Source organism: Streptomyces sp. NPDC001381 (genome assembly GCF_042895685.1).
In the GTDB taxonomy this organism is placed as follows: Bacteria; Actinomycetota; Actinomycetes; order Streptomycetales; family Streptomycetaceae; genus Streptomyces.
The window spans coordinates 715,950-741,710 of sequence record NZ_JBIAWO010000003.1; the positions used below are offsets into that span (position 1 = coordinate 715,950).

At 73.1% G+C, this 25,761-nt stretch carries 15 protein-coding genes; 3 read left to right on the plus strand and 12 right to left on the minus strand.

All coding sequences use genetic code 11. From position 1 onward, the window contains the following. Positions 1 to 258: 258 nt before the first annotated feature. Together ACFY2L_RS16885 and ACFY2L_RS16890 are read left to right on the plus strand one after the other, a co-directional pair. On the plus strand, positions 259 to 540 hold the full coding sequence (locus ACFY2L_RS16885; protein WP_390658210.1) for a chorismate mutase: 282 nt from the start codon (positions 259 to 261) through the stop codon (positions 538 to 540). Between the two features lie 711 nt (positions 541 to 1,251). Continuing rightward, positions 1,252 to 2,313, plus strand: a complete 1,062-nt coding sequence (locus ACFY2L_RS16890) for an LPXTG cell wall anchor domain-containing protein (protein WP_390822679.1) — start codon at positions 1,252 to 1,254, stop codon at positions 2,311 to 2,313. Positions 2,314 to 2,394: 81 nt separating this feature from the next. Here ACFY2L_RS16890 and ACFY2L_RS16895 read toward each other — a convergent pair whose 3' ends face one another. The 9 genes from ACFY2L_RS16895 to ACFY2L_RS16935 all read right to left on the minus strand — a co-directional run bounded on the left by ACFY2L_RS16895 (position 2,395) and on the right by ACFY2L_RS16935 (position 20,148). After that, positions 2,395 to 4,173, minus strand: coding sequence for a GMC family oxidoreductase N-terminal domain-containing protein (locus tag ACFY2L_RS16895; protein WP_390658208.1), 1,779 nt, complete (start codon positions 4,171 to 4,173; stop codon positions 2,395 to 2,397). Between the two features lie 65 nt (positions 4,174 to 4,238). Next, entirely contained in the window at positions 4,239 to 5,870 is a 1,632-nt protein-coding gene (locus ACFY2L_RS16900; protein ID WP_390822680.1) for a succinic semialdehyde dehydrogenase, read from the minus strand. Between the two features lie 142 nt (positions 5,871 to 6,012). Next, on the minus strand, positions 6,013 to 7,746 hold the full coding sequence (locus ACFY2L_RS16905; RefSeq protein ID WP_390822681.1) for a serine/threonine-protein kinase: 1,734 nt from the start codon (positions 7,744 to 7,746) through the stop codon (positions 6,013 to 6,015). Between the two features lie 19 nt (positions 7,747 to 7,765). Next, positions 7,766 to 9,400 (minus strand): serine/threonine-protein kinase, encoded by a 1,635-nt coding sequence (locus tag ACFY2L_RS16910; protein ID WP_390822682.1) that lies wholly within the window; start codon positions 9,398 to 9,400, stop codon positions 7,766 to 7,768. Positions 9,401 to 9,451: 51 nt separating this feature from the next. Then, positions 9,452 to 11,104 (minus strand): protein kinase, encoded by a 1,653-nt coding sequence (locus tag ACFY2L_RS16915; RefSeq protein ID WP_390658204.1) that lies wholly within the window; start codon positions 11,102 to 11,104, stop codon positions 9,452 to 9,454. Between the two features lie 59 nt (positions 11,105 to 11,163). Further along, entirely contained in the window at positions 11,164 to 12,882 is a 1,719-nt protein-coding gene (locus ACFY2L_RS16920) for a protein kinase (RefSeq protein ID WP_390822683.1), read from the minus strand. Positions 12,883 to 13,050: 168 nt separating this feature from the next. Beyond that, the gene (locus ACFY2L_RS16925; protein ID WP_390822684.1) at positions 13,051 to 15,774 is read right to left on the minus strand and encodes a protein kinase; all 2,724 of its coding nucleotides are present in this window, start codon (positions 15,772 to 15,774) and stop codon (positions 13,051 to 13,053) included. Positions 15,775 to 15,975: 201 nt separating this feature from the next. Continuing rightward, positions 15,976 to 18,105 carry a serine/threonine-protein kinase gene (locus tag ACFY2L_RS16930; protein ID WP_390822825.1) on the minus strand — a complete coding sequence of 710 codons (2,130 nt, stop codon included), beginning with the start codon at positions 18,103 to 18,105 and terminating at the stop codon, positions 15,976 to 15,978. 336 nt (positions 18,106 to 18,441) lie between these two features. Continuing rightward, entirely contained in the window at positions 18,442 to 20,148 is a 1,707-nt protein-coding gene (locus tag ACFY2L_RS16935) for a glycerol-3-phosphate dehydrogenase/oxidase (protein WP_390658201.1), read from the minus strand. Between the two features lie 350 nt (positions 20,149 to 20,498). Here ACFY2L_RS16935 and ACFY2L_RS16940 point away from each other — a divergent pair, with 350 nt between their 5' ends. Continuing rightward, complete coding sequence (locus ACFY2L_RS16940) at positions 20,499 to 21,707, plus strand: nucleotide sugar dehydrogenase (RefSeq protein ID WP_390658200.1); 1,209 nt, start codon at positions 20,499 to 20,501, stop codon at positions 21,705 to 21,707. 382 nt (positions 21,708 to 22,089) lie between these two features. On the opposite strand, the gene ACFY2L_RS16945 is transcribed toward ACFY2L_RS16940, so the two are convergent. The 3 genes from ACFY2L_RS16945 to ACFY2L_RS16955 form a co-directional block, all read right to left on the minus strand. Beyond that, entirely contained in the window at positions 22,090 to 23,214 is a 1,125-nt protein-coding gene (locus tag ACFY2L_RS16945) for a GuaB3 family IMP dehydrogenase-related protein (protein WP_390658199.1), read from the minus strand. Between the two features lie 106 nt (positions 23,215 to 23,320). Beyond that, the gene (guaB, locus tag ACFY2L_RS16950; RefSeq protein WP_390658198.1) at positions 23,321 to 24,823 is read right to left on the minus strand and encodes an IMP dehydrogenase; all 1,503 of its coding nucleotides are present in this window, start codon (positions 24,821 to 24,823) and stop codon (positions 23,321 to 23,323) included. A gap of 165 nt (positions 24,824 to 24,988) precedes the next feature. After that, the gene (locus tag ACFY2L_RS16955) at positions 24,989 to 25,576 is read right to left on the minus strand and encodes a sigma-70 family RNA polymerase sigma factor (RefSeq protein ID WP_390658197.1); all 588 of its coding nucleotides are present in this window, start codon (positions 25,574 to 25,576) and stop codon (positions 24,989 to 24,991) included. Positions 25,577 to 25,761 lie beyond the last annotated feature (185 nt).

The window sequence follows — 25,761 nt, forward strand, 5'->3', positions numbered from 1 at the left end:
GGGGCTGTGGTACCGAGTCTAACGGGGTGGCCGCGGGTGACCTCGCCGTCGTCCCGGGATGGCATACTGGCCCCATGCTCACGCACTCGGCCTTCCTCTTTACCTATGGCACCCGGCCCACCGGCTGCCATGGTCGTGCTGCTTGAGCAACTGACGAGCGACTTCCCCAGGCGCCCCGGGCCGACAAGGTCCGGGGCGCCTGGCGTTTTTCCGGACCCTGCCGCTCCGGGGCACCCCCCTTACCGATGAGGAGCCCCCATGACCGCCCTCGATGTGACCGGCGCCCGTACCCCCGAGGCCGCCGACGTGATCAGCGGTGCCCGTGAGCGCATCGACGCCCTCGACGACCGGATCATCGGGCTGATCCAGGAGCGGATGGCCGTGTCCGCCGTCATCCAGGAGGCCCGGATGACCTCCGGCGGCCGGCGCGTGAACCTCTCGCGCGAGATGGAGGTCCTCGGTCACTACCGGGACGCCCTGGGCAAGCCGGGCACCGCGCTCGCGATGACGCTGCTGGAGCTGTGCCGGGGTCGCATCTGAGTTCGGTCTCCCTCTCACCCGTACGGCGCGTGACCGCCCTCGGCGCGTCTCGTTGGTCCCGGTGTCCGTTCCAGCCAGGTGCGGGCCCGGAAGAACCACGCGTGGCTCACTGGAGCGATGAGACGGACGGATCGTGCCGTGCGTCGTGGGACCTCGCTCCAGGGAAGTGACCGGACGGCAGGGGACAGCAGCCCGGTCACCCAAGAGAACGGTCGGCCTCGGGGACGCCCGGGGCCGGCCGGCGGACATGGCAAAAACACACAAGGGCTGGGTCAGACGGTTGCGGGCGCCGTGTTCATCCAGCACGATGCGTAGAAAGCCCCCACAGCTCCAAGTCCTGTCCCGGACAACCGTATTGCGTGCATTGTCCTGGGTGATTGCCAGAGGTCCAGACCAACAAGCGGCGCAACCCCCCGGCGCCGCTCCCCCGGCACCGGCGCCGCCCTGACGTCGGTGCTGACGATGAGAAGGGCCCCGCAGCTCCGCCCTGCGGGGCCCTTCGTCATGCCCGGGCGGCAGAGGCCATGCCCCTCGTCGTACACGGGCGGCAGAGACCACGGACGCCGCCGATGTGATGCGGGTCACATAAAGTTCCCGTGAGGCGGGGACAACTGTTCACAGGATTCGCGGGTCACATCTACCGACACATGGGTCACTCCCGCGCCCCACATTCGCGGAAGACCTCCCCCGACACGATCTTTCGAGGTCTTCATGAAGCTTCGCCGGACTCTCGTCACCGCGGCCGCGACGGCCGCGCTGGTGCCGCTCGCCCTGCTCTCCGCGCCCGCCGTGTTCGCGCAGGAGAGCAGCACGCCGACGGCCGGCGAGTCCTCGTCGGAAAGCGCGTCCGCCTCGACCTCCGAGTCGCAGACGTCGGAGGCGTCGGTCTCCTCGTCGGACACCACGACCGCCTCGGCGTCCCAGTCGCAGACCGGCAGCGCCTCCGGCTCGCCGTCCGACGGCGCCTCGCAGTCCTCTTCGGCCTCTTCCTCCTCCTCGTCCACCGCGTCCTCCTCGGTCTCCGCGAGCTCCTCGGCGAGCGACGACGAAGAGCCGTTCGACCCGTTCACGGACTGCAAGTCCTTCGCGCTGGACGAGAACCTCACCGCCCGGATCACCGGCCTGCCGAACAAGATCGTCGCCGGCTCCGGCTGGCACGACTTCGAGTTCAAGGTCGACAACGACTCCGACCAGGACCTGACGAACGTCTACATCGACGCGTTCCTCGAGTACGGCGACGACACGGACGCCTGGCTGTCCGAGGGTCTCGCCGTCATCCAGGTCAAGGAGGACGGGAAGTGGACCGACGGCTTCCAGGACTCCTACGAGGACGAGGACGGCAAGACGGTCAACGTCACGGGCTCCTTCGTGGCGCTGCTCGACTCCCTGGAGAAGAACAGCTCCACCACCCTCGACCTGCGGGTGAAGGTCAAGGCGTCGGCCCCGGCCGGATCGTCGTTCGCGCTCAGCGAGGCCATCTACGCCGGCAAGGACTCCGCCTGCTACGGCAACGGTGACTTCTACGACGTGGAGATCCTCGCCGCGGGCAGCGACGCGGGCGACGTCGACGACGCCGAGCCGAACGGCCAGAAGCCCGACGCCACCGACGGCACCCGCGCCCAGGGCGAGGCCAAGGAGATCAGCGGCAGCCTCGCCTCCACCGGCGCCGACTCCGCGCTCCCGGTCATCGGTCTCGTCGGCGGCATCGCCGTCGTCGCCGGCGCCGGCGCGGTCGTCGCGGTGCGTCGGCGCAGGACCGGCGCGCACGCGTAACGCGCCACGGACCAGCGAAGGGACCTGCGCTCGGAGGGGGGTGCAGGTCCCTTTCGCTTGCCCGCGCCGGCCCGCGGCCGCTCACTTCCTGGGCGGCACCGCCGGCATCCCGAGGAACGGCAGCCGCAGCGCGCCGAACGCGTCCGCCGGGACCGCCGGCTCCCGCGGCTCCACCGGCTTCAGCCGCTCGTACGCCGCCCCCTGTGCCGGACGCGGGTCCGTCTCGCCCTTGTTCGGCCAGTACGACATCGCCCGCTCGGCCTGGGCCGTGATCGTCAGCGACGGGTTGACGCCCAGGTTCGCGGAGACGGCGGCGCCGTCGACGACGGAGATGCCGGGATGGCCGTAGAGCCGGTGGTAGGGGTCGATGACGCCGGTCTCGCGGGAGTCGCCGATCGGACAGCCGCCGAGGAAGTGGGCGGTGAGGGGGGTGCCCATCAGCTCGCCCACGTTGGAGCCGGCGAAACCGTTGATGTCGGCGGCGATCGCGGAGGCGGCCTCGGAGGCGGCCCTGATCTGCTTGGGGTTGGGCGCGCCGTGACCCTGGCGTGCCGTCAGCAGGCCCTTGCCGACGCCCGCCGGCTTCAGGTACGTCGTCAGCGAGTTGTCCAGCGACTGCATCACCAGGCCGATGATGGTCCGCTCCGACCAGCGCCGGTTGGAGAGCGAGCGCAGCACGAGGAGGGGGTGCCGGGCCGCGTTGGCCAGCCAGCCGGCCACCCTCGACGAGCCCTCCGCGTAGGGGACCTGGAGGATGGACAGGCCGCCCATGGAGTTGGAGCCCTTGCCGTAGCGGACGGGCTCGATGTGGGTGTTCTCGTCCGGGTGGATCGAGGAGGTGATGGCGACGCCTCGGGTGAAGTCGGCCTTCGCCCGGCCGGTCGCCCTGCGGTAGCGGCGGTCGTCGGTCTGGGCGCCGACCAGGGCCTCGGAGTTGGTGCGGGTCAGCTCGCCCAGCCGGTCCGACAGGTACGGCAGCAGGCCGTTCGCCTTCATGCGGTGCAGCAGGGTCTGGGTGCCGTAGGTGCCGGCGGCGAGGACGACCCGGCGGGCCTTGTAGGTCCGTCCCTTCGACGGGCGGCGGTCGTCGGTCGGCAGGGTCGCCACCGCGTAGCCGCCCTGCGAGTCGTCGGTGACCGACACGACCGTCGTCAGGGGGTGCACGACCGCGCCCGCCTTCTCGGCGAGGTGGAGGTAGTTCTCGTTGAGGGTGTTCTTCGCGCCGTGACGGCAGCCGGTCATGCACTCGCCGCACTCGGTGCACGCCTTGCGGTCCGGGCCCGCGCCGCCGAAGTAGGGGTCGGCCACCGATTCCCCGGGCCTGGCCCGCGCCTGGCCGTCGGCGTCCTCGCCGTCGCCGAAGAACACACCGACCGGCGCCATGTGGAAGGTGTCGCCGACGCCCATCCGCTCGGCCGCCGCCTTCAGGTGCTCGTCGGAGGGGGTCATCGTCGGATTGAGCCGTACGCCGAGCATGCGGCGCGCCTGGTCGTAGTACGGCTTCAGCTCCTCCTGCCAGTCGGTGATGTCACGCCACTGGGGGTCGTCGAAGAAGGCCTTCGGCGGGACGTAGAGCGTGTTGGCGTAGTTGAGGGAACCGCCGCCGACGCCCGCGCCGGCGAGGACCATGACGTTGCCCAGCAGATGGATGCGCTGGATGCCGTACAGGCCGAGTTTCGGCGCCCACAGGTAGTTCTTCAGGTCCCAGGAGTTCCTGGGCAGGGTGTCCCGGGTGAAGCGGCGGCCGGCCTCCAGGACGCCCACCTTGTAACCCTTCTCGGTCAGGCGCAGTGCGGTCACCGAGCCGCCGAAGCCCGATCCGACGACGATGACGTCGTAGTCGTAGGCGTCCTGGGGCACGTTCTCTCCTCGTCGAGCGTTCGTGCGGGCCGAACCCGTCGGGCGGCCCCCTCTTGCGGAAACGGTCAGCGGAAACGGAAGGCCTTCATGAGCCGCAGGCTCCTGCTCATGAACTCCGCGTACTTCTCGTCGTTCATGCCCAGCGCCGGCGCCATCGGCAGCAGTCGCTGCTGGGCCACCGTCTGGGCCTCGGTGTACTTGAGGATGCCCTCGGAGCCGTGGCGGCGGCCGAGGCCGGAGTCCTTCATGCCGCCCATCGGGGACTGGACGCTGCCGTAGGCGGGGGCGTAGCCGTCGTTGACGTTGACCGTGCCGGTGCGCAGCCGGGCGGCGACCTCGCGGCCGCGGCGGGCGTCCTTCGTCCAGACCGAGGAGTTCAGGCCGTACGGCGTGGAGTTGGCGAGCTCGATCGCCTCGTCGTCGGTCCTGAAGCGGTAGAGGGAGACGACCGGGCCGAAGGTCTCCTCCGCGCACACCGCCATGGGCTCGGTGACGCCGTCGAGGATGGTCGGCTCGAAGAAGTAGGGGCCGATGTCCGGGCGGGCGACACCGCCGGCGACCACCGTGGCGCCCTTGGCCACCGCCTCCTCGACATGGCGGGTGACGGTCTCAAGCTGCCGCTCGCCGACCAGGGAGCCCATGTCGGCACCGTAGGCGAGGGAGTTGCCGAGGCGCATGGCCCGGGTGCGGGTGGCGAAGCGCTCGATGAAGGCGTCCGCGACCGACTCGTGGACGTAGAGCCGCTCGATGGAGACGCAGAGCTGGCCGGCGGAGGAGAAGCAGGCGCGGACCGCGCCCGCGGCCGCCTTCTCGACGTCGGCGTCGTCCAGCACCAGCATGGCGTTCTTGCCGCCGAGTTCGAGGGACGCGCCTATCAGGCGGGCGGCGGCGCCCTGGGCGACCTCGCGGCCGGTGCGGGTGGAGCCGGTGAAGGAGACGTAGTCGGCGTGCCGGACGACCTCGGGGCCGATCACGGGCCCCTCGCCGAGGACGACCTGGAAGAGGTCGGCGGGCAGGCCGGCCTCGATCAGCAGGTCCCGTGCCCAGAGGGCGGTCAGGCAGGTCTCCGTGTCGGGCTTCATGACGACCGCGTTGCCCGCGACGAACGCGGGGAGCGCGTCGCCGACGGACAGCTCCAGGGGATAGTTCCAGGGGGCGATCTGGCCGACCACACCGCGCGGGTGGCGCAGTTCGGTGACCTTCGTGAGGGTCGGCATGGCGCCGGCGTGCCGCTTCGGCTTCAGATACGCCGTCGCCCTGCGGCCGTAGTGACGGGCCGCCACGGCGACGGCCTGCACCTCCTCGTGGGCGTGCAGCCGTGCCTTGCCGGTCTCCAGCTGGATCAGGTCGAGGACCTCGGCCTGGCGCTCCAGGACCAGGTCGTGGAAGCGCAGCAGGACGGCGGCGCGCTCCCGTACCGGCGTCCGCGCCCACACCGCCTGCGCGGCGCGGGCCGCCTCGAAGGCCTTGAGCACGTCCTCGGGGGTGGACTCGGGCAGGTCGGCGAGCTTCTCGCCGGTGAACGGCGTGTGGTTCGCGGTACGGCCGGAGCCGACGACGCCCTTGGTCAGCTGGGCGACGAGCTGGGGGGTGACCACGTCGGCGGCGGTGCGGACGCCGGCGGGGGCGGGGGCGAGGGGGTTCGTAGCGGCCGTGGTCTTCGTGCCGGTCTTTTCCGGGGCCTGCGAGTCCGTCATGACGCGCAGGGTATGCCGCGGGAAGCGCTTTGGGTACCCGCCGGTAACGGGATTCACCGACCGCTCACACGGCGCCAGTGACCACTGGCAACGAACCCGCTGATCAGGCCGTTGTGCCGGTCCGATTCGCGTGTCCGGCCGGTCAGCGGCTGTCGAGCTCCAGGCGGTCGCGGGCGCCCTCGAACACCGTCGTGCCCTGTTTCTCCTGTGGCGTCCCCTTCGGCATGTCGACGCGCAGCTCGTACATACGGCCGTCGTCGGTGCGGACGAACAGTTCCATGACCCGGGTGGGGTTCTCGTCCAGGCCGTAGGTGGTGTCGGCGAGGGCCGCCTCGTAGCCGTGGAAGGTGGTGCGGGTGGTCCGGGTGCGCGCGTCCTCGTCGCGGCCGAGCCATGTCCCGTGCGCCTCGGCCGCCCGGACCATCGGGGCGGCGGGGGCCCGGTCCCACAGGGCGAGGCGTACGTCGACGGAGCCGGCCGAGTAGACCACGAGCCGGGGCTGCGCGTCGGCGCCGCCCCGTCGCGCGGACATCTCGTAGCCGGACGGGACCGACAGGACGGCGTCCAGGGTGAGGACGTCGTGGGCGACCCAGGCCGAGGGCGAGGCGTACTCCGTGGGCTGCGCCGGAGCCGTGGTGTAGGTCCCGGTCCACTCCGTGACCGCCCCGGCGTCGGACTGCCCCCAGCCCGTCCCGGCCAGCCAGACCCCACCGGCGAGCAGCAGCGCGAGCAGGGCGATGGGGAGCGGGCGGAGCGCGAAGGAGCGCAGCGGGCGGCGTGTTCGGGTGGGGGTGGTGGTGCGGCGTGCTTCGTCGAGGAGCCCGGGATCGGGGGGTGCCGCGGGGTGCGGCCCCGGCCTTCCGCCGGCGACAGCGGCGGCGGCACGAGCAGCGGCAGCGGCAGCGACGGGTGCGGACACCTCGGCCTCCTGGTCCCCGGCCGATACGCCCAAACCCCCCTCCGCCGGCGTCTCCCCGCCCCCAGCCGCCGCGCCCCGCTCCTCCTCAGCCGCCGCGCCCCGCTCCCCCGCCGCCGCCTTCAGTTCGGCCGCGGCCTCCGCCGCGTCCGGCCGCTGTTCCGGGTCCCGGGCGAGCAGGCGGGTGAGGAGGGGGCCGAGGGGACCGGCGTGGACCGGCTCGGGCGGGGCCGCGGCGAGGACGGCGGCGAGGGTGGCCTCGGGGGTCGTACGGCGGAACGGGGAACGGCCCTCGACGGCGGCGTACAGGAGCACGCCGAGCGACCACAGGTCGGAGGCGGGGCCGGCGCCGCGGCCGGACAGGCCCTCGGGGGCGACGAACTCCGGGGAGCCGGCGAACTCGCCGGTGCCGGTGAGGGGTTCCTCGCCGTGGACATGGGCGATGCCGAAGTCGGTGAGGACGACCCGGCCGTGCGGGCCGAGCAGGACGTTGGCGGGCTTCACGTCGCGGTGGACGATGCCGACGGCGTGCGCCGCGCGCAGCGCGCCCAGGACGGCGAGGCCGATCCGGGCGGCCTCGGCGGGGTCGAGGGGGCCGCGGGCCAGCGCCTCGCGCAGGGACTCGCCGCGGATCAGCTCCATGACGATCCAGGGCAGTCCGTCCCCGCCCTCGGCCTGCCCCTCCTCCACGACCACGTCCAGGATGGAGACGGCGGACGGATGGTCGACGCGGGCGGCGGCGCGGGCCTCCCGGTGGAGGCGGTGGGCGGCCCGGCGGTAGGTCTCGTCCTCGGGCGTGCCGGGCAACCGGGGCTGCTTGACGGCGACTTCGCGGTCCCCGAGCACGTCGTGGGCGCGCCAGACGGTGCCCGCGCCACCGGAGCCGATCCGTTCGATCAGCCGGTAACGCCCGCCCACGGTACGGTCGTTGGCGTCCACGGGGTCACCGTCGTTGCTCATGCCCCATGCCTACCACGACCTACAGCTTGTCGACGTCGAGGTTCGCGATCGCCGTCCGCGCCACCTCGCGGCCCCGTTCGGTGAAGTCACCCTTGCCCGGGTACCCGATGAGCAGCTTGTACATGTCCCCGGCGCGGGACTTGTAGTAGAAGATCCTCAGTTCGCGCGGGAGCGGGTCCTGGCTGTCGTCGGTGGTGTAGACCACGGTGTTCCCGGCGGCGGGGCGGCCCTGGTACTCCGCGTTGTCGTCGGTCCTGGTGCGCGGGGCCTTCGGCATGTCGAGCTCGTAGCTGCCGGACTCCTTGAAGTCCCCGTCGTCGGCGTACATCTCGGCCGCCGCGGAGGCCTTGATCGCCTTGCCCGTGTCCTCCGCCCTGCGGGCCACCTCCAGGACGACCGAGACGGCTCCGCTGGGGTCGGTGTAGCTGACCCAGTGTTCGTCGGCGTCCTTCTCCGGCTCGCCGCGCACATAGGTGCCGGGCACCGCCAGCGTCGCGGTGACGTCCTTCTCATGGTACGTCTTCCAGCCGTCCGGCAGCGGTCCGGCGAACGGATCGGCGAGCACCAGGTACGCCGTCACCGCCGCCGCGACGACCGCGGCCCCGAGCCCGGTCCACGCCGCACGGCGCAACCGGCGCCGCCGGGCGGGCACGTCGGCCTCGCCCACGACCTGGGTGGGCTGCGGGGGCGGCGGCGGTTGCGGCGCGGGCGGACGCGCGGCGGCCTCCAGCAGGGCCCGCACCCGCGCGGGGCCGGGGCGGCGGGCCGGGTCCTTGTCCAGCAGCCCGTTGACGGCCTCGGCGAGCGGGCCGCGGGCGGCGGCGGGCGGGGCGGGCACGGCGTTGAGGACGGACTGGAGGGTGGCCGGCGTGTTGCTGCGGCGGAACGGCGACACGCCCTCCGTCGCCGCGTAGAGCACCACCCCGAGGGACCACAGGTCGGACGCCGGCCCGGGACGCTGGCCGAGCACCCGCTCGGGCGCGATGTACTCGGGCGAGCCGACGAAACCGCCGGTGTCGGTCAGATTGGTCTCGCCCTCGATCTGGGCGATGCCGAAGTCCGTGAGCACGATCCGGTCGTGGCGGCCGAGCAGGATGTTGTCCGGCTTCACGTCCCGGTGCAGGATGCCCGCCGCGTGCGCGGCCTCCAGCGCGCCCAGCACCTCCAGTCCGATCCGGGCGGCCTCGCGGGCACTGAGCGTGCCCTCCTGGAGGGCGCTGCCGAGGGAGCGGCCGTGGACCAGTTCCATCACGATCCACGGCTGTCCGTCGACGACGGCGACATCGTGCACGTTGACCACGGCGGGGTGGTCGAGCCGGGCCGCCGCCCGCGCCTCGCGCCGCATCCGCTCGAACGCGTTGGCTCGTTCGCGTTCGGGAAGGTGGTCCGGCACGCGGGGTTCCTTGACGGCGACCTCACGGTCCACGGTCTCGTCCTTGGCCCGCCACACCGTGCCCATGCCGCCGTGCCCGAGCTTGGCGAGCAGCCGGTAGCGCCCGTCGATGAGCCGCCCGACGCCCGGTTCCTGCGGCACTCCCGCCCGCGGGGGCGCCGGCGCCGGGGCGGGTACGGCGGCGTACTGCGGGTCGGGCGGTTGCAGAACAAAACTCGTCGTCTCGTCGGACTCGTGGCCCACGCCCCCGTTGTGACTCATGTGTCCATCCATATCGCGCCGGACAGGCCGGTATCCATCGGTGGAGTGCAACTACCCTGTCACGAAGGTGTCAACGGCGACGTCGAAGTACTCCCGGGCCTCCCGCACCTTCCCGACCGGCGCCGACACCCACACGTCGTACAACCGCCCGTCCTCCTCCCAGCACAGGTCGTACGTGTGCCGGGGGCCCTCCGCCGCGCTGAAGCCGTCCCAGGTGAACTCCCAGAGGGCGGCGGGATGCGCCCCGTGGGTGGTCTCGGTGACCTTGCCGTCGTGGTAACCGGGGTTGGCGTCCGGCCCCCCGGCGTGCGCGCGCCGCAGCACGGCCAGCGGGCCGCCCGGCTCCGGGTCGGCGACCCTGATGCCGAGGCGGAAGGTCCGCCCCGGGGACATGTAGAAGACGCGCTCGCCCTGCGGCACGCGCGTGAAGCCGTCCGGCACGGCGAGCGAGAACCCGGCGGGGTCGTCGGCCACGCGGTAGCCGGAGGGGGCCGTCGGGCGGTCGTCGGAGGCGCGGCTCGCGGCGTGCGAGGCCGTGGTGGAGGGGAGGCCGGTCGGCGTGGGCGAGGCGGCCGTGGGGCCGGGCGAGCCACTGGCGGTCGGCCCCGGCGCCGCGCTCGTCGTCTCCCGGGGCGCCGAACTCGTGGGGGAACCGCCTCCCTCGCCGTCCCGGTTCACCAGCAGCGCCGCCGCCGACACGCCCGCGCCCGCCATCGCGGCGACCAGCAGCGCGGCGATCAGCACGCCGCGCGTGGAGCGTTCCTGGGCGGACTGGCCGAGCCGCGACGGGGACAGTCCCTGCTGAGCCAGGCCCTGTTGGGGCAGGTCGGCCCGGGTCGGGGTGTAGCCGGACGACGCCGCCGGGGGCGTACGCCCGGTGTCGCGGAAGGCGCGCAGCAGCCGTTCCGCCTCCGCCGCGCCGAGCCGCCGCCCGGGGTCCCGTTCGAGGAGGCCCCGTACGACGGGCAGCAGCGGCGCGGCCTGCGGGGGTGTCCGGATCTCGGCGAAGACGACGGCGTGCAGGATGCCGCCCAGCGAGTCGCGCCGGAAGGGCGACTCGCCGCTCAGCGCGGTGCACAGCAGCGCGCCCAGCGACCACAGGTCGGACTCGGGTCCGGTGTGCGCGCCCGACATCCGTTCCGGCGCGGTGTACTCGGGGGAGCCGACGAAGGAACCCGTCTCGGTGAGCGTGGTGGCGCCCGCGACCTGCGCGATCCCGAAGTCGGTGAGGACGACCCGGTCGCTGTCGCGTTCGAGCAGCACGTTCGCCGGTTTGATGTCGCGGTGCAGCACCCCGGCCGCGTGCGCGGCGCGCAGGGCGCCGAGCAGGGCGAGGCCGATCCGCGCCGCCTCGTCCGGGGCGAGCGGGCCGTGCTCGGCGATCCGGTCGGCGAGCGAGCCGCCGTCGATCAGCTCCATGACGATGTACGGGCGTTCGCCGTCCTCGACCACGTCGTGCACGACGATGATGTGCGGGTGGCTCAGCTGGGCGACCGCGCGCGCCTCGCGCAGCGTCCGGTCGCGGCGGCCGCGCGCCTCCTCGGTGGAGAGCGTGTCGTCCTGCGCCAGCTCCTTGACCGCGACACGCCGTCCCAACAGCTCGTCCGTGGCGCGCCACACGACGCCCATGCCGCCCCGGCCGAGCCTCGCCTCCAGCCGGTAGCGGCCCGCGATGACCCGGACGGCGTCCCCCTCGGTCCCCATGCGCCCATCATGCCCCACCGGACGTCCCGGCTCCGGGTGGCCGACCGGCCAACCCCCCGTCAGGAGGCGCTGGGTTCCCGCCAGCTCCGCAGGATCGATGTGAACTGCTCGGCCGTCGTCGCCCAGTCCTTCGCCGGGGAGGACATGTAGATCGCGTACTCCGTGCCGTCACGGGCGATGTACGTCTCCTCGATCGCCCGGCGCGGCCCGGGGAACTCCGTGTCCTTGGCCAGCGCGGTCCACGTGTAGTCCCATGCGGAGCCGTCGCGGTCGCGGTAGACGTTCTTCTCCAGTGAGACCGTGTCGTAGTCGACCAGCCGCTGGAGCTGCTGTTCGAGGTCCTTCTGGTGCGCGTACGGGTCGTCGTAGTCGGGCGACTTGTCGAGGGCGATGCGGAGCAGGTGCTCGCCGCCGTCGGGCGAGTAGTCGATCTGCTGGAGGTCGCCCTCGTCCTGGTACACCGTCCGGGCCCAGGTCTTGTCGGGCAGCGAGAGCGCGAAGCCCAGCGGGTCGGTGACCTCCGTCCAGGATTCGGGTACGGCGTCCTGGTCGCCGGTGGCCGTGGGGCTCGGCGTGCCGGAGGCGGAGGTCGTGGAACCGCCGGTCTCCTGGCGGCCCTCGTCCCACTTCTGGAAGGCGACCGCCGTGCCCCCGCCGACCAGCGCGGCGAGCACGACCACGAGCGCGAGCGTGCGCAGCCGGCGCCGGCGCGGGGGCGGGGCGGAGGCGGTGCCGAGGTGCACGGGGCCGGAGTGCGGGGCGCCGGGGTGCGGGGCGCCGACGGCGGTCGGGCCGGTGGTGCCGGGGACGGGCGTCGACGCCTCCGGGGCCGCCGGCACACCAGGTCCGACCGGGCCCGTCGGCGCGAACGGCGAGCCCGCGCCGCTCGTCGTCCGGTCGGGTGCGCCGTACCCGCCCGGCCCGCCGTACTGCGTGGGCACGAACGCCTGCGCCCCGCTCGGGCGGCGTCCCTCGGCCGCCTCGGCGAGGAGCTGTTCGGCCTCGGCGGTGCCGGGGCGGGTGGCCGGATCCTTGCGGAGCAGGGCGGTGATGACGGGGCCGAGCGGGCCGGCGTGCCGCGGTTCGGCGGCCTCCTCCTCGACGACGGCCTGCAGGGTGGTCAGCGGCGAGGTGCGCCGGAACGGCGAGCGCCCCTCCACCGCCGTGTAGAGCGTCGCGCCGAGCGCCCACAGGTCGGAGGACGGGCCGGGGTCGTGGCCGCGCACCCGCTCAGGGGCGAGGTAGTCGACGGAGCCGACGACCTCTCCGGTGCGGGTGATCGTCGTGTCGCCGTCGATCTGGGCGATGCCGAAGTCGGTGAGGAGGACCCGGCCGTCGTGCGAGAGGAGCACGTTGCCGGGCTTGACGTCACGGTGCAGGACACCGGCGGAGTGCGCGGCACGCAGGGCGCGCAGCACCCACAGGCCGATCCGGGCCGCCTCGGCGGGCTCGACCCGGCCGTCCTCCTTGACCGCGTCGGCCAGCGAACGGCCCTCGACCAGCTCCATCACGATCCACGGCCGGCCGTCGTGTTCGAGCACGTCGTGCACGGTGACGACGGCGGAGTGGTTGATCCGCGCGGCCGCGCGCGCCTCCGCCCGGGTGCGCGCGAGGAGGACCGCCTGGTCGCTCTCGGCGACGTAGAGCGCGGCGGTCAGCTCCTTGATGGCGACGGCCCGGTGCAGCAGCTCGTCGTGGGCGCGCCACACCCGGCCCATGCCGCCGCTGCCGATGGAGTCGGCAAGCCGGTAGCGGCCCGCGAGGAGCAGGCCCTGCATCTGATTCACGTTGCCCCGCAATGGTCTTGACAGGGTCAGCGTAAAGACCGGGCCGCGTCCGGGGAACCAGCGGGGCGGCAAGGAGACAGCACTGTGACGGTTGTCGCTTCTGGGGCCGTACGGGAACCGGAGCGCCGGCTGGGACCGACCGGCGCGCCGGCGTGCGTACTAACCGGTGTACTGGTAGGTGGCCGCCGCCTGTTCGTACAGCCGCGTGACCTCGTCCCGCTCCGCCTCCGGCCCCCGGACCTGCACGACGTGGTACCGGCCGTCGATGAGGACCGCCATGTTGCGGACGTACAGCTCGCGCCCGCCGTCGGACCAGGTGAACTGGCCCTCGGCCATGGTCCGCGCGCCGACCGTCGTCGTGCGCAGCCCGGAGGCCGTCGCCCAGCTGGAGTCGCGGTACGGCTGGAGCTCGGCCTCCTTCTCCCGCTGGTAGACCATCGGGTCGCTGCCGTTGGCGGACGCGCTGTCCCGCCCCGGTACGACGATCAGCTCGAAGTCTCCGTGGGAGTAGACGACCTGACCGCGTCCGTTCTTCCCGGCGCGGTCCCAGCCGTTGGCGACGGCGACCCGGAAACCGGCGGCGTCCTCGCGGACGGTGAAGCCGTCGGCGGCGTCCGGGCCGGAGCCGGTCTGGGTCCCGGTGGTCTCCGCTCCGGTGGTGGTGCCCGGCGAGGTCTGGTCGGGCCGGGGCTCGCTGCTCGCCTCGGGCGCCTGTCCGGCCGGTGCGGAGGCGGTGGCGCCGGGCTGCCGGTTGCCGCCGGTGCCGGCGGCCGCGTCCTCCTCGCCTGCCTTGGGCATGAACAGCATCGCGTACGCGACGGCCCCGGCCAGCAACAGCAGGATCAGCACCAGCAGGACGCGGCCCAGGCTGCGCGGGGAGCGGCCGGTGTCCTGCCGGGCCCGCTTGTGCCGGCCGTGGGTCGCGGGCAGCCCGGCGCGCCGTCTGCGCACCAGTTCGCCCTTGCGGCGCACGATCGGCAGGCGGTGCGGGTCGACGGGCGGCGCGGCGACGACGTACGTGCCCGCCTCCGGCTCCGGCGCGGACCGCACCAGCGAGCGCAGCCAGCCGCGCAGTTCCTCGAAGCCGAGGCGCTCGGTGGGGTCCTGACGCAGCAGCGACTCGACGACCGGCCTGAGCGGCCCGCACTCCTCGGCGAAGGCGGGCGGCTCGGCGCACACCATCTGCACCAGCTCCGCCGTCGACTCCTCCGGGTAGGGCGCGTGTCCCTGTACGGCCCGGAAGAGCAGCGCGCCGAGCGCCCACAGGTCGGTCGCGGGACCGATCGGCGCGGCCAGCTGCCAGTTCTCGTGCACCGGTCCGGCCTGCTCGGGCGCCCACCGCTCGGTGACGGGCCCGACGACCGCCATCCGCGCCTGCCGTGCCCGCTCGGCGGCCAGCGCGGTCGCGGGCCCCCGCCGGACGGGGGCACCGGGCACCCCGGCGGCCACGAGGTCGTCCCAACGCGCCGGGGCGCGCCCGTCGCCGGGATCCGCGCCCGCCTGGGCGGACAGCGGCACGGGCGGGTGCGGGACACCGCCGGACGGCAGGGGGAAGGAGCCCGCTGCCGGATTCGGCGCGGGGGCGCCCCGCACTCCGTACGGGTCGGCGATCCGGCCCGCCGCTCCGGACGGCGGGTCGGCCGCACCGCTCCCGGGCGCGCCGTACGGCGACGCCGTCACGGCTCCGTTGGCGTTCTCGGCCGGGGTGCGGGCGCCCGGCAGCGCCGCCCGGCCGTTCTGCTGGGCCTCCTGGACCCGGGCCGCCGCCCGCGCGCCCGCACGGTACGCGGCGATCGCCCCGGCGCGCGCGGCACGGATGTCCCCGCCGGTCTCCACGGCCGCCCCGTCGGCCCCCGCGCCCGACGCGCCGCCTCCGCTCACCGGCTCGCCCGGCAGCCCACCGGCCGCCCGCGCCTCGATGGCGGCCCGCCGAGCAGCCTCGGGATCGACACCCCCGGAGCCCCCGACACCACCGCCCCCCGCGCCGTTCCCACCGGCACCCGGCCCGTGACCGCTGCCTCCGGAACCCGGCACGAGACCGCCGGAGCCCGAGCCGAGAACTCCGGCATCCGATCCGCGACCACCGGCGCCCGGCGCCGGGACGCGGCCACCGGCACCCGTCCCCGGGACGCGGCCACCGGCGCCCGGCGCCTGGCCGAGTGCCCCGCCGCCCGCGGCCGGGCCGGGGACGGCGCCGGGTGCCGTCGGACGGTGAGGGGCGGGGGGCGCGCCCGGCGTCCCGGGTTCCGTGTCCTCCGGGGGCACCGGGTCGTAGCCGCACAGCGCCTCCTCCGCCGCTCCGACGGCCAGCCCGGTCAGCATGACCCGCCCGTCGTCGCAGACGAGGACGGTGCGCGCGGTGATGTTGCGGTGCACCCAGCCGTGCGCGTGCAGCACCCGCAGGGCCATGAGCACGTCGGAGGCGACCTCGGCCGCCCGGTAGGGCGTCAGCGGCTGTTCGGCGAGCAGCGCGGCGAGCGGCCGCGCGGCCACCAGTTCACTCACTATCCACAGCGAGCCGCCCTCGGCGAACACGTCGAAGACCTGGTCGAGCCGTGGATGGTCGGGAATGCTCGCCGCCGCCTGCGCCGCCTCCACCGCGCGCCGTACGACGGGATCGGCGGGCCGCCGGGTACTCGCGGCCGCCCGCGCTCCGGGAGCCCGTCCGGCGCTCCCGCGCTCACGCGCAGTGAACCCCTCGGGCAGCCCCTCCGCGTCGAGCACCTCCGCCTCGACGACCTCGGGCAACGGCACCTGCCGGACCAGGACTTCCTGCCCGCTGTAGGTGTCGAAGGCACGGGTCTCGGTGAGTTCGTACTCGTCGGAGGGCGGCAGCGGCAGGCGGTAGCGGTCGGCGAGTACCCGTCCCGCGTAGTCGTCCACGGTGCCTCCCCCGGCCGCCCGGTCGGTCAATTCCGTTCGTCTCGCGGGCCGTTCCCGCCGTATCCGGCCATGGAGCTGGATGCGTACGGTCCGCAGGCACTCACGATACGTGCCGGAGGCAACCTGCAAAGAGGGGATCCCATATCTCGGGCCCCGAACACGCTCCGAACACGGTGCGTGACCCCCCTGTCCGCCAGGTCGCTACTTCTTGGGGGTGAAGGTGTCCGTCAGTGTCCGCCAGGTGCTCTTGCGCAGTTCGGTGGACCACTTGGCGGCCTTCGCCGTGTACATCAGCGCGTATCCCTGGCTGTCGCTCACGACGAAACCGCGGTCTATGACGCGGTACTTGATGCCGCTCTCCGCGTAGGTGAACTCCCAGTCGGCCGTGTTCCAGCCGCGGTAGTTCACCGCCGCTATGCGGATCTTCTTGTACTGAGAGCGCGTCATGTAGCGCTCCTGGTTCTTCCAGTCGGCGACGGGGTCGTCCTTGGGCGTGCTGGTCCAGGCGACCAGCAGCCGCTGTCCGTCGGGCCCGGTGAACCGGTCGCCCGCGGAGCTCGCCGACTGGAACTTCCACCCGGTGGGCAGCCCGATCGAGTACCCCTGGCCGCCCTTGTACGTCGTCGCCGCCTGGCTCTCCTCGGTGGCGGAGACGTCGGACCCGCTGCCGCCGGCCGTGGAGGTGTTGCCCGGGGTGGCACCGGAGGCGGTGGAGCCCGGGGACTGCGAGGCCGACCCGTCCGTGCGGGTCCCGCTGTCCTTGTCCTCCTTGGTGGAGGCGCTCGCGCTCCCGCTCGCCACGGTCCCGGCGCCGCCGCTCTGTGCGCCGCCGGCCTTCTCGTCGTCACCGCCGCCGAGCGTGAGGGCCAGCACGGTGCCGAGCACCGCGAGCGCCACGACGACGGCGATGATCACCAGCGTCCGCTTCGGCACCACGTCGGTCAGCGGCGCCCTGGGCACCGGCCGCGGCGGCAGGTCCGGCGGAGTCATCACGGGCCACCCGGAACTCCGGCCGCCCGTACCGCCGTTCGTACCACCGCTCGCCCCGCCGCTCGGCCTGGTGCCGGCCCCGGCGGGGCCCTGCGCACCCTGGCCGCCCCGGCCGCCGCCCACGGAGCCGAAGGACGACACGGACGTGGTGCCGGCGGACGCCGGGGCCGTCGTCGCCCGGCCGGCCTGCGCGGCCGCGGTCGTCGCCGAGGTCCTGCGTGTCTCGTCCGTCCCCACGGACGCGGAAGCCGCGGTGGACGACGCGGTGGACCCGGAGGCCGCCGCACCGCTCCCCGGCCTGGTGCGGGACGCGGCCGCCGTGGGGGCCGCCCCGGCCGCGACGGCCGCCTTCTTGCGCACGGAACGCAGCGCCCCGCGCAGCTTCTCGCCCGCCTCCCCGGCCGAACTCCCCTTCCCGCCCTGGCGGTCGGGCTGGGCCGGCAGCGGCACCAGCTTGGTGGCGTCCGCCGGCTCGGTCTCCTTGGGGTCGGGCGCGTGGATCACGGCGTTGAGCATGGACCGCGCACCGGTGTCGTCGAGCCGGCGCTCGGGATCCTTGGTGAGGAGCCCGTAGATGACGTCCCTCAGCGGCCCCGCGTTCTTCGGCTCCTCCAGCGGCTCGGTCATCACCGCGGTGAGCGTGGCGATGGCGGACCCCTTGTCGTACGGGGGCGAGCCCTCGACCGACGCGTACAGCAGACCGCCGAGCGACCACAGGTCGGCCGCCGGCCCCGGCTTGTGCCCGCGGGCCCGCTCCGGGGAGATGTAGGAGGGAGCGCCGACGAGCATGCCGGTGGAGGTGATGGACGGGTCGCCCTCGACCTGGGCGATGCCGAAGTCGGTGAGCACGACCCGGCCGTCCTCGGCGATCAGCACGTTGGACGGCTTCACGTCACGGTGCAGGATGCCCTCGCGGTGCGCCGAGCGCAGCACGTCGAGGATCGCGAGACCGACCTCGGCGGCACGCCTCGGCTCCAGCACGCCGTCCTCACGGATGACCTCGGCGAGCGACTTGCCCTCGACGAGCTCCATCACGATCCACGGCCGGTCGTCCTCCTCGACCACGTCGAAGACCGTCACCGCGCTGTTGTTGCGGATCCGCGCGATGGCCTTGGCCTCGCGCAGCGTCCGTGTGATCAGCCGGCGCTTCTCGTCCTCGTCGATGTTCGACGGGAACCGCAGCTCCTTGACGGCGACCGTGCGCCCGAGGGTCTCGTCCTCGGCGCGCCACACCGTCCCCATGCCGCCGCGGCCGAGTACGCCCCCCAGCCGGTACCGCCCGGCGAGGAGACGTGCGCTCTTGTCCTGACGGGGTGTGCCCGCCCGCTCCGCCTCCGACATGCGTCCCCTCATGCAACCCGCCCTGACAGAGCCTCCATTGTCCCTCACCCGACAAGTGCCCGACGCCCAGGGTGCCCCTCCCCGCCTCCGCGATGCACCCCGGGACGGGAGCTTTCCGGCCAGAAGGTGCAGCAAAGTCCGGCCAGAAACCGGAATCGCGGCCGCGGGAACCCCTCAACAGCGGGCGCGACGGGCCGGATCCGTCTTTCGTCCTTCCTTCACCGGGCCCCTCGGCCGGCGCGGGGAGAACGGCGCAAACACGCGGGCGTGGGTACGACGGCACGCGCGGATCCCGGTTCCTGAACGGCCTTGCGCACGGCCGGGTTCCGCCCGCCCTCACAGCGGCACGATGTCCGGTGCCCCCAGCCTCGCCGCGTCAGCCGTCAGGTCGTCAGGCTGCAGTTGGGACTCGCGCTCGGCCTCCACCCGCTTCTCGTAGTGCTCGACCTCGCGCTCGATCTGGTCCTTGTCCCAGCCCAGCACCGGCGCCATCAGCCCGGCCGCCTCCCGGGCGCTGCGCGTGCCGCGGTCGAAGGTCTCGATCGAGATGCGGGTACGCCGGGTCAGCGCGTCGTCCAGGTGGCGCGCTCCCTCGTGGGAGGCGGCGTACACGATCTCGGCCCGCAGATAGTCGTCGGCGGCCTGCAGCGGCTCGCCCAGCGAGGGGTCCGAGGCGATGAGGTCGAGGACCTCCTCGGCCATCGTCCCGTAGCGGTTCAGCAGATGCTCCACCCGCACCACGTGCAGCCCGCTGCGCGCGGCGATGCGCGCCCGCGCGTTCCACAACGCCCGGTAGCCCTCCGCGCCGAGCAGCGGCACGTCCTCGGTGACGCACTCGGCGACCCGCATGTCGAGCCCGTGCACGGCCTCGTCGACCGCGTCCTTGGCCATCACCCGGTAGGTCGTGTACTTGCCGCCCGCCACGACCACCAGGCCGGGCACGGGATGGGCGACGGTGTGCTCCCGCGACAGCTTGCTGGTGGCGTCCGACTCGCCGGCCAGCAGGGGGCGCAGTCCCGCGTACACGCCCTCGACGTCGTCGCGGGTCAGCGGCACCCGCAGGACCGAGTTCACATGCTCCAGCACGTAGTCGATGTCCGCGCTGGAGGCGGCCGGGTGGGCCTTGTCGAGGTCCCAGTCGGTGTCGGTGGTGCCGACGATCCAGTGCCGGCCCCAGGGGATGACGAACAGCACGGACTTCTCCGTGCGCAGGATCAGGCCGCTGGAGGAACTGATGCGGTCCCTGGGCACGACGAGGTGGACGCCCTTGGAGGCGCGGACGTGGAACTGGCCGCGCTCGCCGACCATCGCCTGGGTGTCGTCGGTCCACACCCCGGTGGCGTTGACGATCTGCCGGGCGTGGATCTCGTACTCGCCGCCGCCCTCGACATCCTGCACCCGGGCGCCGACGACCCGCTCGCCCTCGCGCAGGAAGGCGGTCACCCGGGCGCGGTTGGCCGCCTTCGCGCCGTAGGACACCGCCGTGCGCACGAGGGTGGCGACGAAGCGGGCGTCGTCCATCTGGGCGTCGTAGTACTGCAGCGCTCCGACCAGCGCGTCCTTCCTCAAGGCGGGTGCGACGCGCAGGGCGTGACGACGGCTCAGGTGACGGTGCATCGGCAGGCCGCGTCCATGTCCGCGGGCCATGGACATCGAGTCGTAGAGCGCGACGCCCGAACCGGCGTACAGGCGCTCCCAGCCCTTGTGCTGGAGCGGGTACAGGAACGGAACGGGCTTCACCAGGTGGGGGGCGAGCCGCTCCAGCAGCAGTCCGCGTTCCTTCAGCGCCTCACGGACGAGGGCGAAGTCCAGCATCTCCAGATAGCGCAGACCGCCGTGGATCAGTTTGCTGGACCTGCTCGACGTGCCCGACGCCCAGTCACGCGCCTCGACCAGGCCCGTGGACAGGCCGCGGGTCACGGCGTCGAGGGCGGTGCCCGCGCCGACCACGCCGCCTCCCACGACCAGCACGTCCAGCTCGCGCTCGGCCATGGCCGCCAGTGACTCGGCTCGCTGCGCCGGCCCCAGTGTCGCTGTCCTCACCACTGCCTCCCGCTGTCCGTCGCGCCGGCCGCGCCCTCAGGGCGGAGCCCGCTCGGTGTCCCCCTGCCCAAAATTCTGACCGGCCCGCCCGACTTCAGCCACCACTCACCCCCAGCCTGTGGACAACTCTCACGGAACCGGAGCGGGCTTCCCGGAAAACACGGCTGCCCCACCCGGCCCGCCCGCATTCCCGACGACCGGCACGGACTCACGAAACAGCCGATCAACACAGCCGATCAATCCCACATAACGGTCATATTTACTCCTAGTCTGACATTGCGCTCGCCCGTCCTGTCCACAGGGCTTGCGCACCTGTCCCGCTTCGGTTATTGGGAAGGACGGCCCACGCCATGCCCGCAGATCTCGCCGTCATCGGACTCGGCCCGCTCGGCCTGCCCCTGGCCCAGGCCGCCGTGGCCGCAGGCATCTCCACCCTCGGCTACCGGACCGGCCCCGAGGCGGGGTCCCTCACCCCCGCCGAACTGCGCCGGATGCTCTCGGGGGGCTTCCGGCCCGCCACCGACCCCGCCGCCCTGAGCCGGGTGCGCACCGCCGTCATCTGCGCCCCGACCCCGCGCGACGCGGACGGCGGCCTGGACCTCGGCCAGGTGGAGGCGGCGGCCCGCACCCTGGCCGGGCAGTTGCGCCCGCACACCACCGTCATCCTGGAGTCGCCGGTGTATCCGGGCACGACGGAGGAATTCCTGCGGCCGCTCCTGGAGGAGACGTCCGGTCTGCGCGCGGGCCGCGACTTCCACCTCGCCTACTCCCCCAGCCGGGTGGACCCCGGCAGCCGCTCCTTCTCCCCGGCCGACACGCCGAAGGTCATCGGCGGCCTCACGCCCGCGTGCACGGAGTCGGCCGCCGCCTTCTACGGCCGTCTCACCGACAAGGTGGTACGCGCGCGTGGCCTGCGGGAGGCCGAGACCGTGCAGCTCCTGGAGACCAACTTCCGGCACGTGAACATGGCCCTGGTCAACGAGATGGCGGTCCTCTGCCACGACCTGGGCGTGGACCTGTGGGACGTCGTCCGCTGCGCCGAGACCAAGCCGTTCGGCTTCCAGGCCTTCCGCCCCGGCCCCGGCGTCGGCGGCCACTCCGTCCCCCTCGACCGCGCGGGCCGGCCCGGCAGCCCCCTGCGCATGGTGGAACTCGCCCAGCAGGTCAACAGCCGTATGCCGCGTTACGTCGTCCAGCGCGCCGCCGCCCTCCTCAACGAGCACGGCAAGTCCGCCCGCGGCGCCCGCGTCCTGCTCCTCGGCGTCACCTACAAACCCGACCTCGCCGACCTGCAGAACACCCCCGCACGCGAGATCGCGATCCGCCTGATGGAGCTGGGCGCCGCCGTCAGCTACCACGACCCCCACGTCCCGTCCTGGAGCGTCCTGGACCGCCCGGTCCCCCGCGCCGACTCCCTCTACGAGGCCGCCGCCGACGCCGACCTCACGATCCTCCTCCAGCACCACCGCACGTACGACCTGCAGGGCCTGTCGGTGAAGGCCCAGCTGCTGCTGGACACCCGGGGGGCCACGCCCACGGGGGCGGCGCATCGGTTGTGAAGGGGGGCGCGCGGGGTCGCCGACCTCGGCGGTTGGTGGCACTGGCCCCTCTGCCCCAGTACGGTGGAACCAGCTGGAGCCCACCGCAGGGGCCACTGCGGCAGGCTCCTGGATGGATCACGGAGTGTCCGCCCCTACTGTGTTTGGGGGCGGCCGCGCACCATCCGAAGAGTCGCAAGATCCACCTCCTCTTGAACTGGACCATCCGAAGACGGATCCGGTCCCAGCGGCTGGGCTTGCGATGGCGTCCCACGGGCGCCCCCGCCGCGAACGCAACCGCGCGCCCCCGCCCCACCTCGCACGCCCCAGGCCCGCCCGGGCATGCGGAAGGGGCCGGTCACTCACCTGAGTGAGTGACCGGCCCCTTCCCGTGTCCTTCGGTCTAGCGCCGGTGCACCGAGTCCGCCACCGTCACCTCGACGCGCTGGAACTCCTTCAGCTCGCTGTAGCCGGTCGTGGCCATGGCGCGGCGGAGGGCGCCGAAGAAGTTCATCGAGCCGTCCGGGGTGTGGGACGGGCCCGTGAGGACCTCCTCGATGGTGCCGACCGTGCCCAGGTCGACCTTCTTGCCGCGCGGCAGCTCCTCGTTGACCGCCTCCATGCCCCAGTGGTGGCCCCGGCCCGGCGCGTCGGTCGCGCGGGCGAGCGGGGAGCCCATCATCACCGAGTCGGCGCCGCAGGCGATCGCCTTGGGCAGGTCGCCGGACCAGCCGACACCGCCGTCCGCGATGACGTGCACGTACCGGCCGCCGGACTCGTCCATGTAGTCCCGGCGGGCGGCGGCGACATCGGCCACCGCGGTCGCCATGGGCACCTGGATGCCCAGCACGTTGCGCGTGGTGTGCGCCGCGCCGCCGCCGAAGCCGACCAGGACGCCCGCCGCGCCGGTGCGCATCAGGTGCAGGGCGGCCGTGTAGGTGGCGCAGCCGCCGACGATCACCGGGACGTCGAGTTCGTAGATGAACTGCTTCAGGTTCAGCGGCTCGTGCGAGCCCGAGACGTGCTCCGCCGAGACCGTCGTACCGCGGATGACGAAGATGTCCACGCCCGCGTCCACCACGGCCTTGGAGAACTGGGCGGTGCGCTGCGGGGAGAGCGCGGCGGCCGTGACCACGCCGGAGTCGCGCACCTCCTTGATGCGCGCGCCGATCAGCTCCTCCTTGATGGGGGCCGAGTAGATCTCCTGCAGCCGGCGGGTCGCGGCCTCGGCCGGCAGCTCGGCGATCTCGTCGAGCAGCGGCTGCGGGTCCTCGTACCGCGTCCACAGGCCCTCGAGGTTCAGCACGCCGAGGCCGCCGAGCTCGCCGATGCGGATGGCGGTGGCCGGGGAGACGACCGAGTCCATGGGAGCGGCCAGGAAGGGCAGCTCGAAGCGGTAGGCGTCGATCTGCCAGGCGATCGAGACCTCCTTCGGGTCCCGCGTACGGCGGCTGGGGACGACGGCGATGTCGTCGAAGGCATACGCCCGGCGGCCGCGCTTGCCGCGCCCGATCTCGATCTCAGTCACGTCTGTGGCCTTTCCCTGATGCGTTTCAGCGTCTTCCAGTATCGCCGACGGGCACGACGAGGGCGGCCCCGGAGTTACCGGGACCGCCCTCGGGAAGCCCGTGCGCCTACTTGCTGCTGTAGTTGGGCGCCTCGACCGTCATCTGGATGTCGTGCGGGTGGCTCTCCTTGAGGCCCGCGGAGGTGATCCGGACGAAGCGGCCCTTGGTCTCCATCTCCTCGATGGTGGCGGCGCCGACATAGCCCATCGTCTGCCGGAGGCCGCCGACGAGCTGGTGCAGCACGTTGCCGAGGGGGCCGCGGTAGGGCACCTGGCCCTCGATGCCCTCCGGGACGAGCTTGTCGTCGGCGGCGACCTCGGCCTGGAAGTAGCGGTCCTTGGAGTACGACTTGCCCTGGCCGCGGGACTGCATCGCGCCGAGGGAGCCCATGCCGCGGTAGGACTTGAACTGCTTGCCGTTGATGAACTGCAGCTCGCCCGGGGACTCCTCGCAGCCCGCCAGGAGGCTGCCGAGCATCACCGAGTCGGCGCCGGCCGCGAGGGCCTTGCCGATGTCGCCGGAGTACTGGAGACCACCGTCGCCGATCAGCGGGATGCCGGCCGGGCGGGCGGCGAGGGAGGCTTCGTAGATCGCGGTGACCTGCGGGACGCCGATGCCGGCGACGACGCGGGTGGTGCAGATCGAGCCGGGTCCGACACCGACCTTGATGCCGTCGACACCGGCGTCGATCAGGGCCTGGGCGCCGTCGCGGGTGGCGACGTTGCCGCCGATGACGTCGACGCCGACGCTGGACTTGATCTTCGACATCCAGCTGAGGGCGTTGCTGTTGTGGCCGTGCGAGGTGTCGACGACCAGGAAGTCGACCCCGGCCTCGGTCAGGGCCTGGGCGCGCTCCAGCGCCTCGGGGCTGGCACCGACGGCGGCACCGACGAGCAGCCGGCCCTCGGCGTCCTTCGCGGCCCGGGGGTACTGCTCGGCCTTGACGAAGTCCTTGACCGTGATCAGGCCCTTGAGGACGCCCGCCTCGTCGACCAGGGGAAGCTTCTCGATCTTGTGGCGGCGCAGCAGCTCCATGGCTTCCGTGCCGGAGATGCCGACATGCCCGGTGACCAGCGGCATCGGGGTCATGACCTCGCGCACCCGGCGGGAGCGGTCGCTCTCGAACGCCATGTCGCGGTTGGTGACGATGCCGAGCAGCTTCTTGTCGCCGTCGGTGACCGGGACACCGCTGATGCGGAACTTGGCGCACAGCGCGTCGGCCTCGGCCAGCGTGGCGTCCGGGTGCACCGTGATGGGGTCGGTGACCATGCCCGACTCCGAGCGCTTCACCAGGTCGACCTGGTTGACCTGGTCCTCGATGGAGAGGTTGCGGTGCAGCACGCCCACGCCGCCCTGGCGGGCCATCGCGATGGCCATGCGGGACTCGGTGACCTTGTCCATCGCCGCCGAGAGCAGCGGGATGTTCACCCGGACGTTCCGGGAGATGCGGGACGAGGTGTCGACCGCGTTGGGGAGCACCTCGGATGCGCCCGGCAGCAGCAGCACGTCGTCGTAGGTGAGCCCGAGGGTCGCGAATTTGGCGGGCACTCCGTCGACGTTGGCAGTCATGACACCTTCCCCAAATGGCCTTGATCGGTGCGGATGTCCATGCTAACGGGAAGCGGAGCTCCCGAATTCCACGGTCCGACGTCACTCCGGGCTTCGTATGTTCGTACGGAATCGGTGGCCGGCCTGTTCACCCAAGGCGTCCAAGGGGCCGGTCTCCGGGGGCAGTCACTGCTCGGCGAGGGCCCGCAGCCTGCTCAGCGCCCGGTGCTGGGCCACACGGACCGCCCCGGGTGACATTCCCAACATCTGGCCGGTCTCCTCCGCGGTGAGGCCCACCGCGATGCGCAGCAGGAGCAGCTCCCGCTGGTTCTCGGGCAGGTTGGCCAGCAGTTTCTTGGCCCACTCGGCATCGCTGCTGAGCAGCGCGCGCTCCTCGGGGCCGAGCGAGTCGTCCGGCCGCTCGGGCATCTCGTCGGACGGGACCGCCGTCGAGCCGGGGTGGCGCATGGCGGCCCGCTGCAGGTCGGCGACCTTGTGGGCGGCGATGGCGAAGACGAAGGCCTCGAAGGGCCTGCCCGTGTCCCGGTAGCGGGGCAGGGCGAGCAGGACCGCCACGCAGACCTCCTGGGCGAGGTCCTCCACGAAGTGGCGCGCGTCGCCGGGCAGCCGGGACAGCCGGGTGCGGCAGTAGCGCAGCGCCAGGGGGTGGACGTGGGCGAGCAGGTCGTGCGTGGCCTGCTCGTCGCCGTCGACGGCGCGATGGACGAGTGCTCCGATCGTCCCCACGGCACTGACCGCCTCGTCGTCGCGCATCGGTCCATGGTGCACTGCGGCCGAAGGGTCCGCGGCACCGTGCCCGTCGTTGTGCACCGAAGCGTTATGAGCAGGTGCGCCGGAACTCATCCCCTGCGCCCTCCCCTTCCGCTCGACCGACTCGTCCCCGAGAGACTCCACATCTCAAGGATGCGGCATCCGCGGCGAAACGAGCAGCGGGCGCC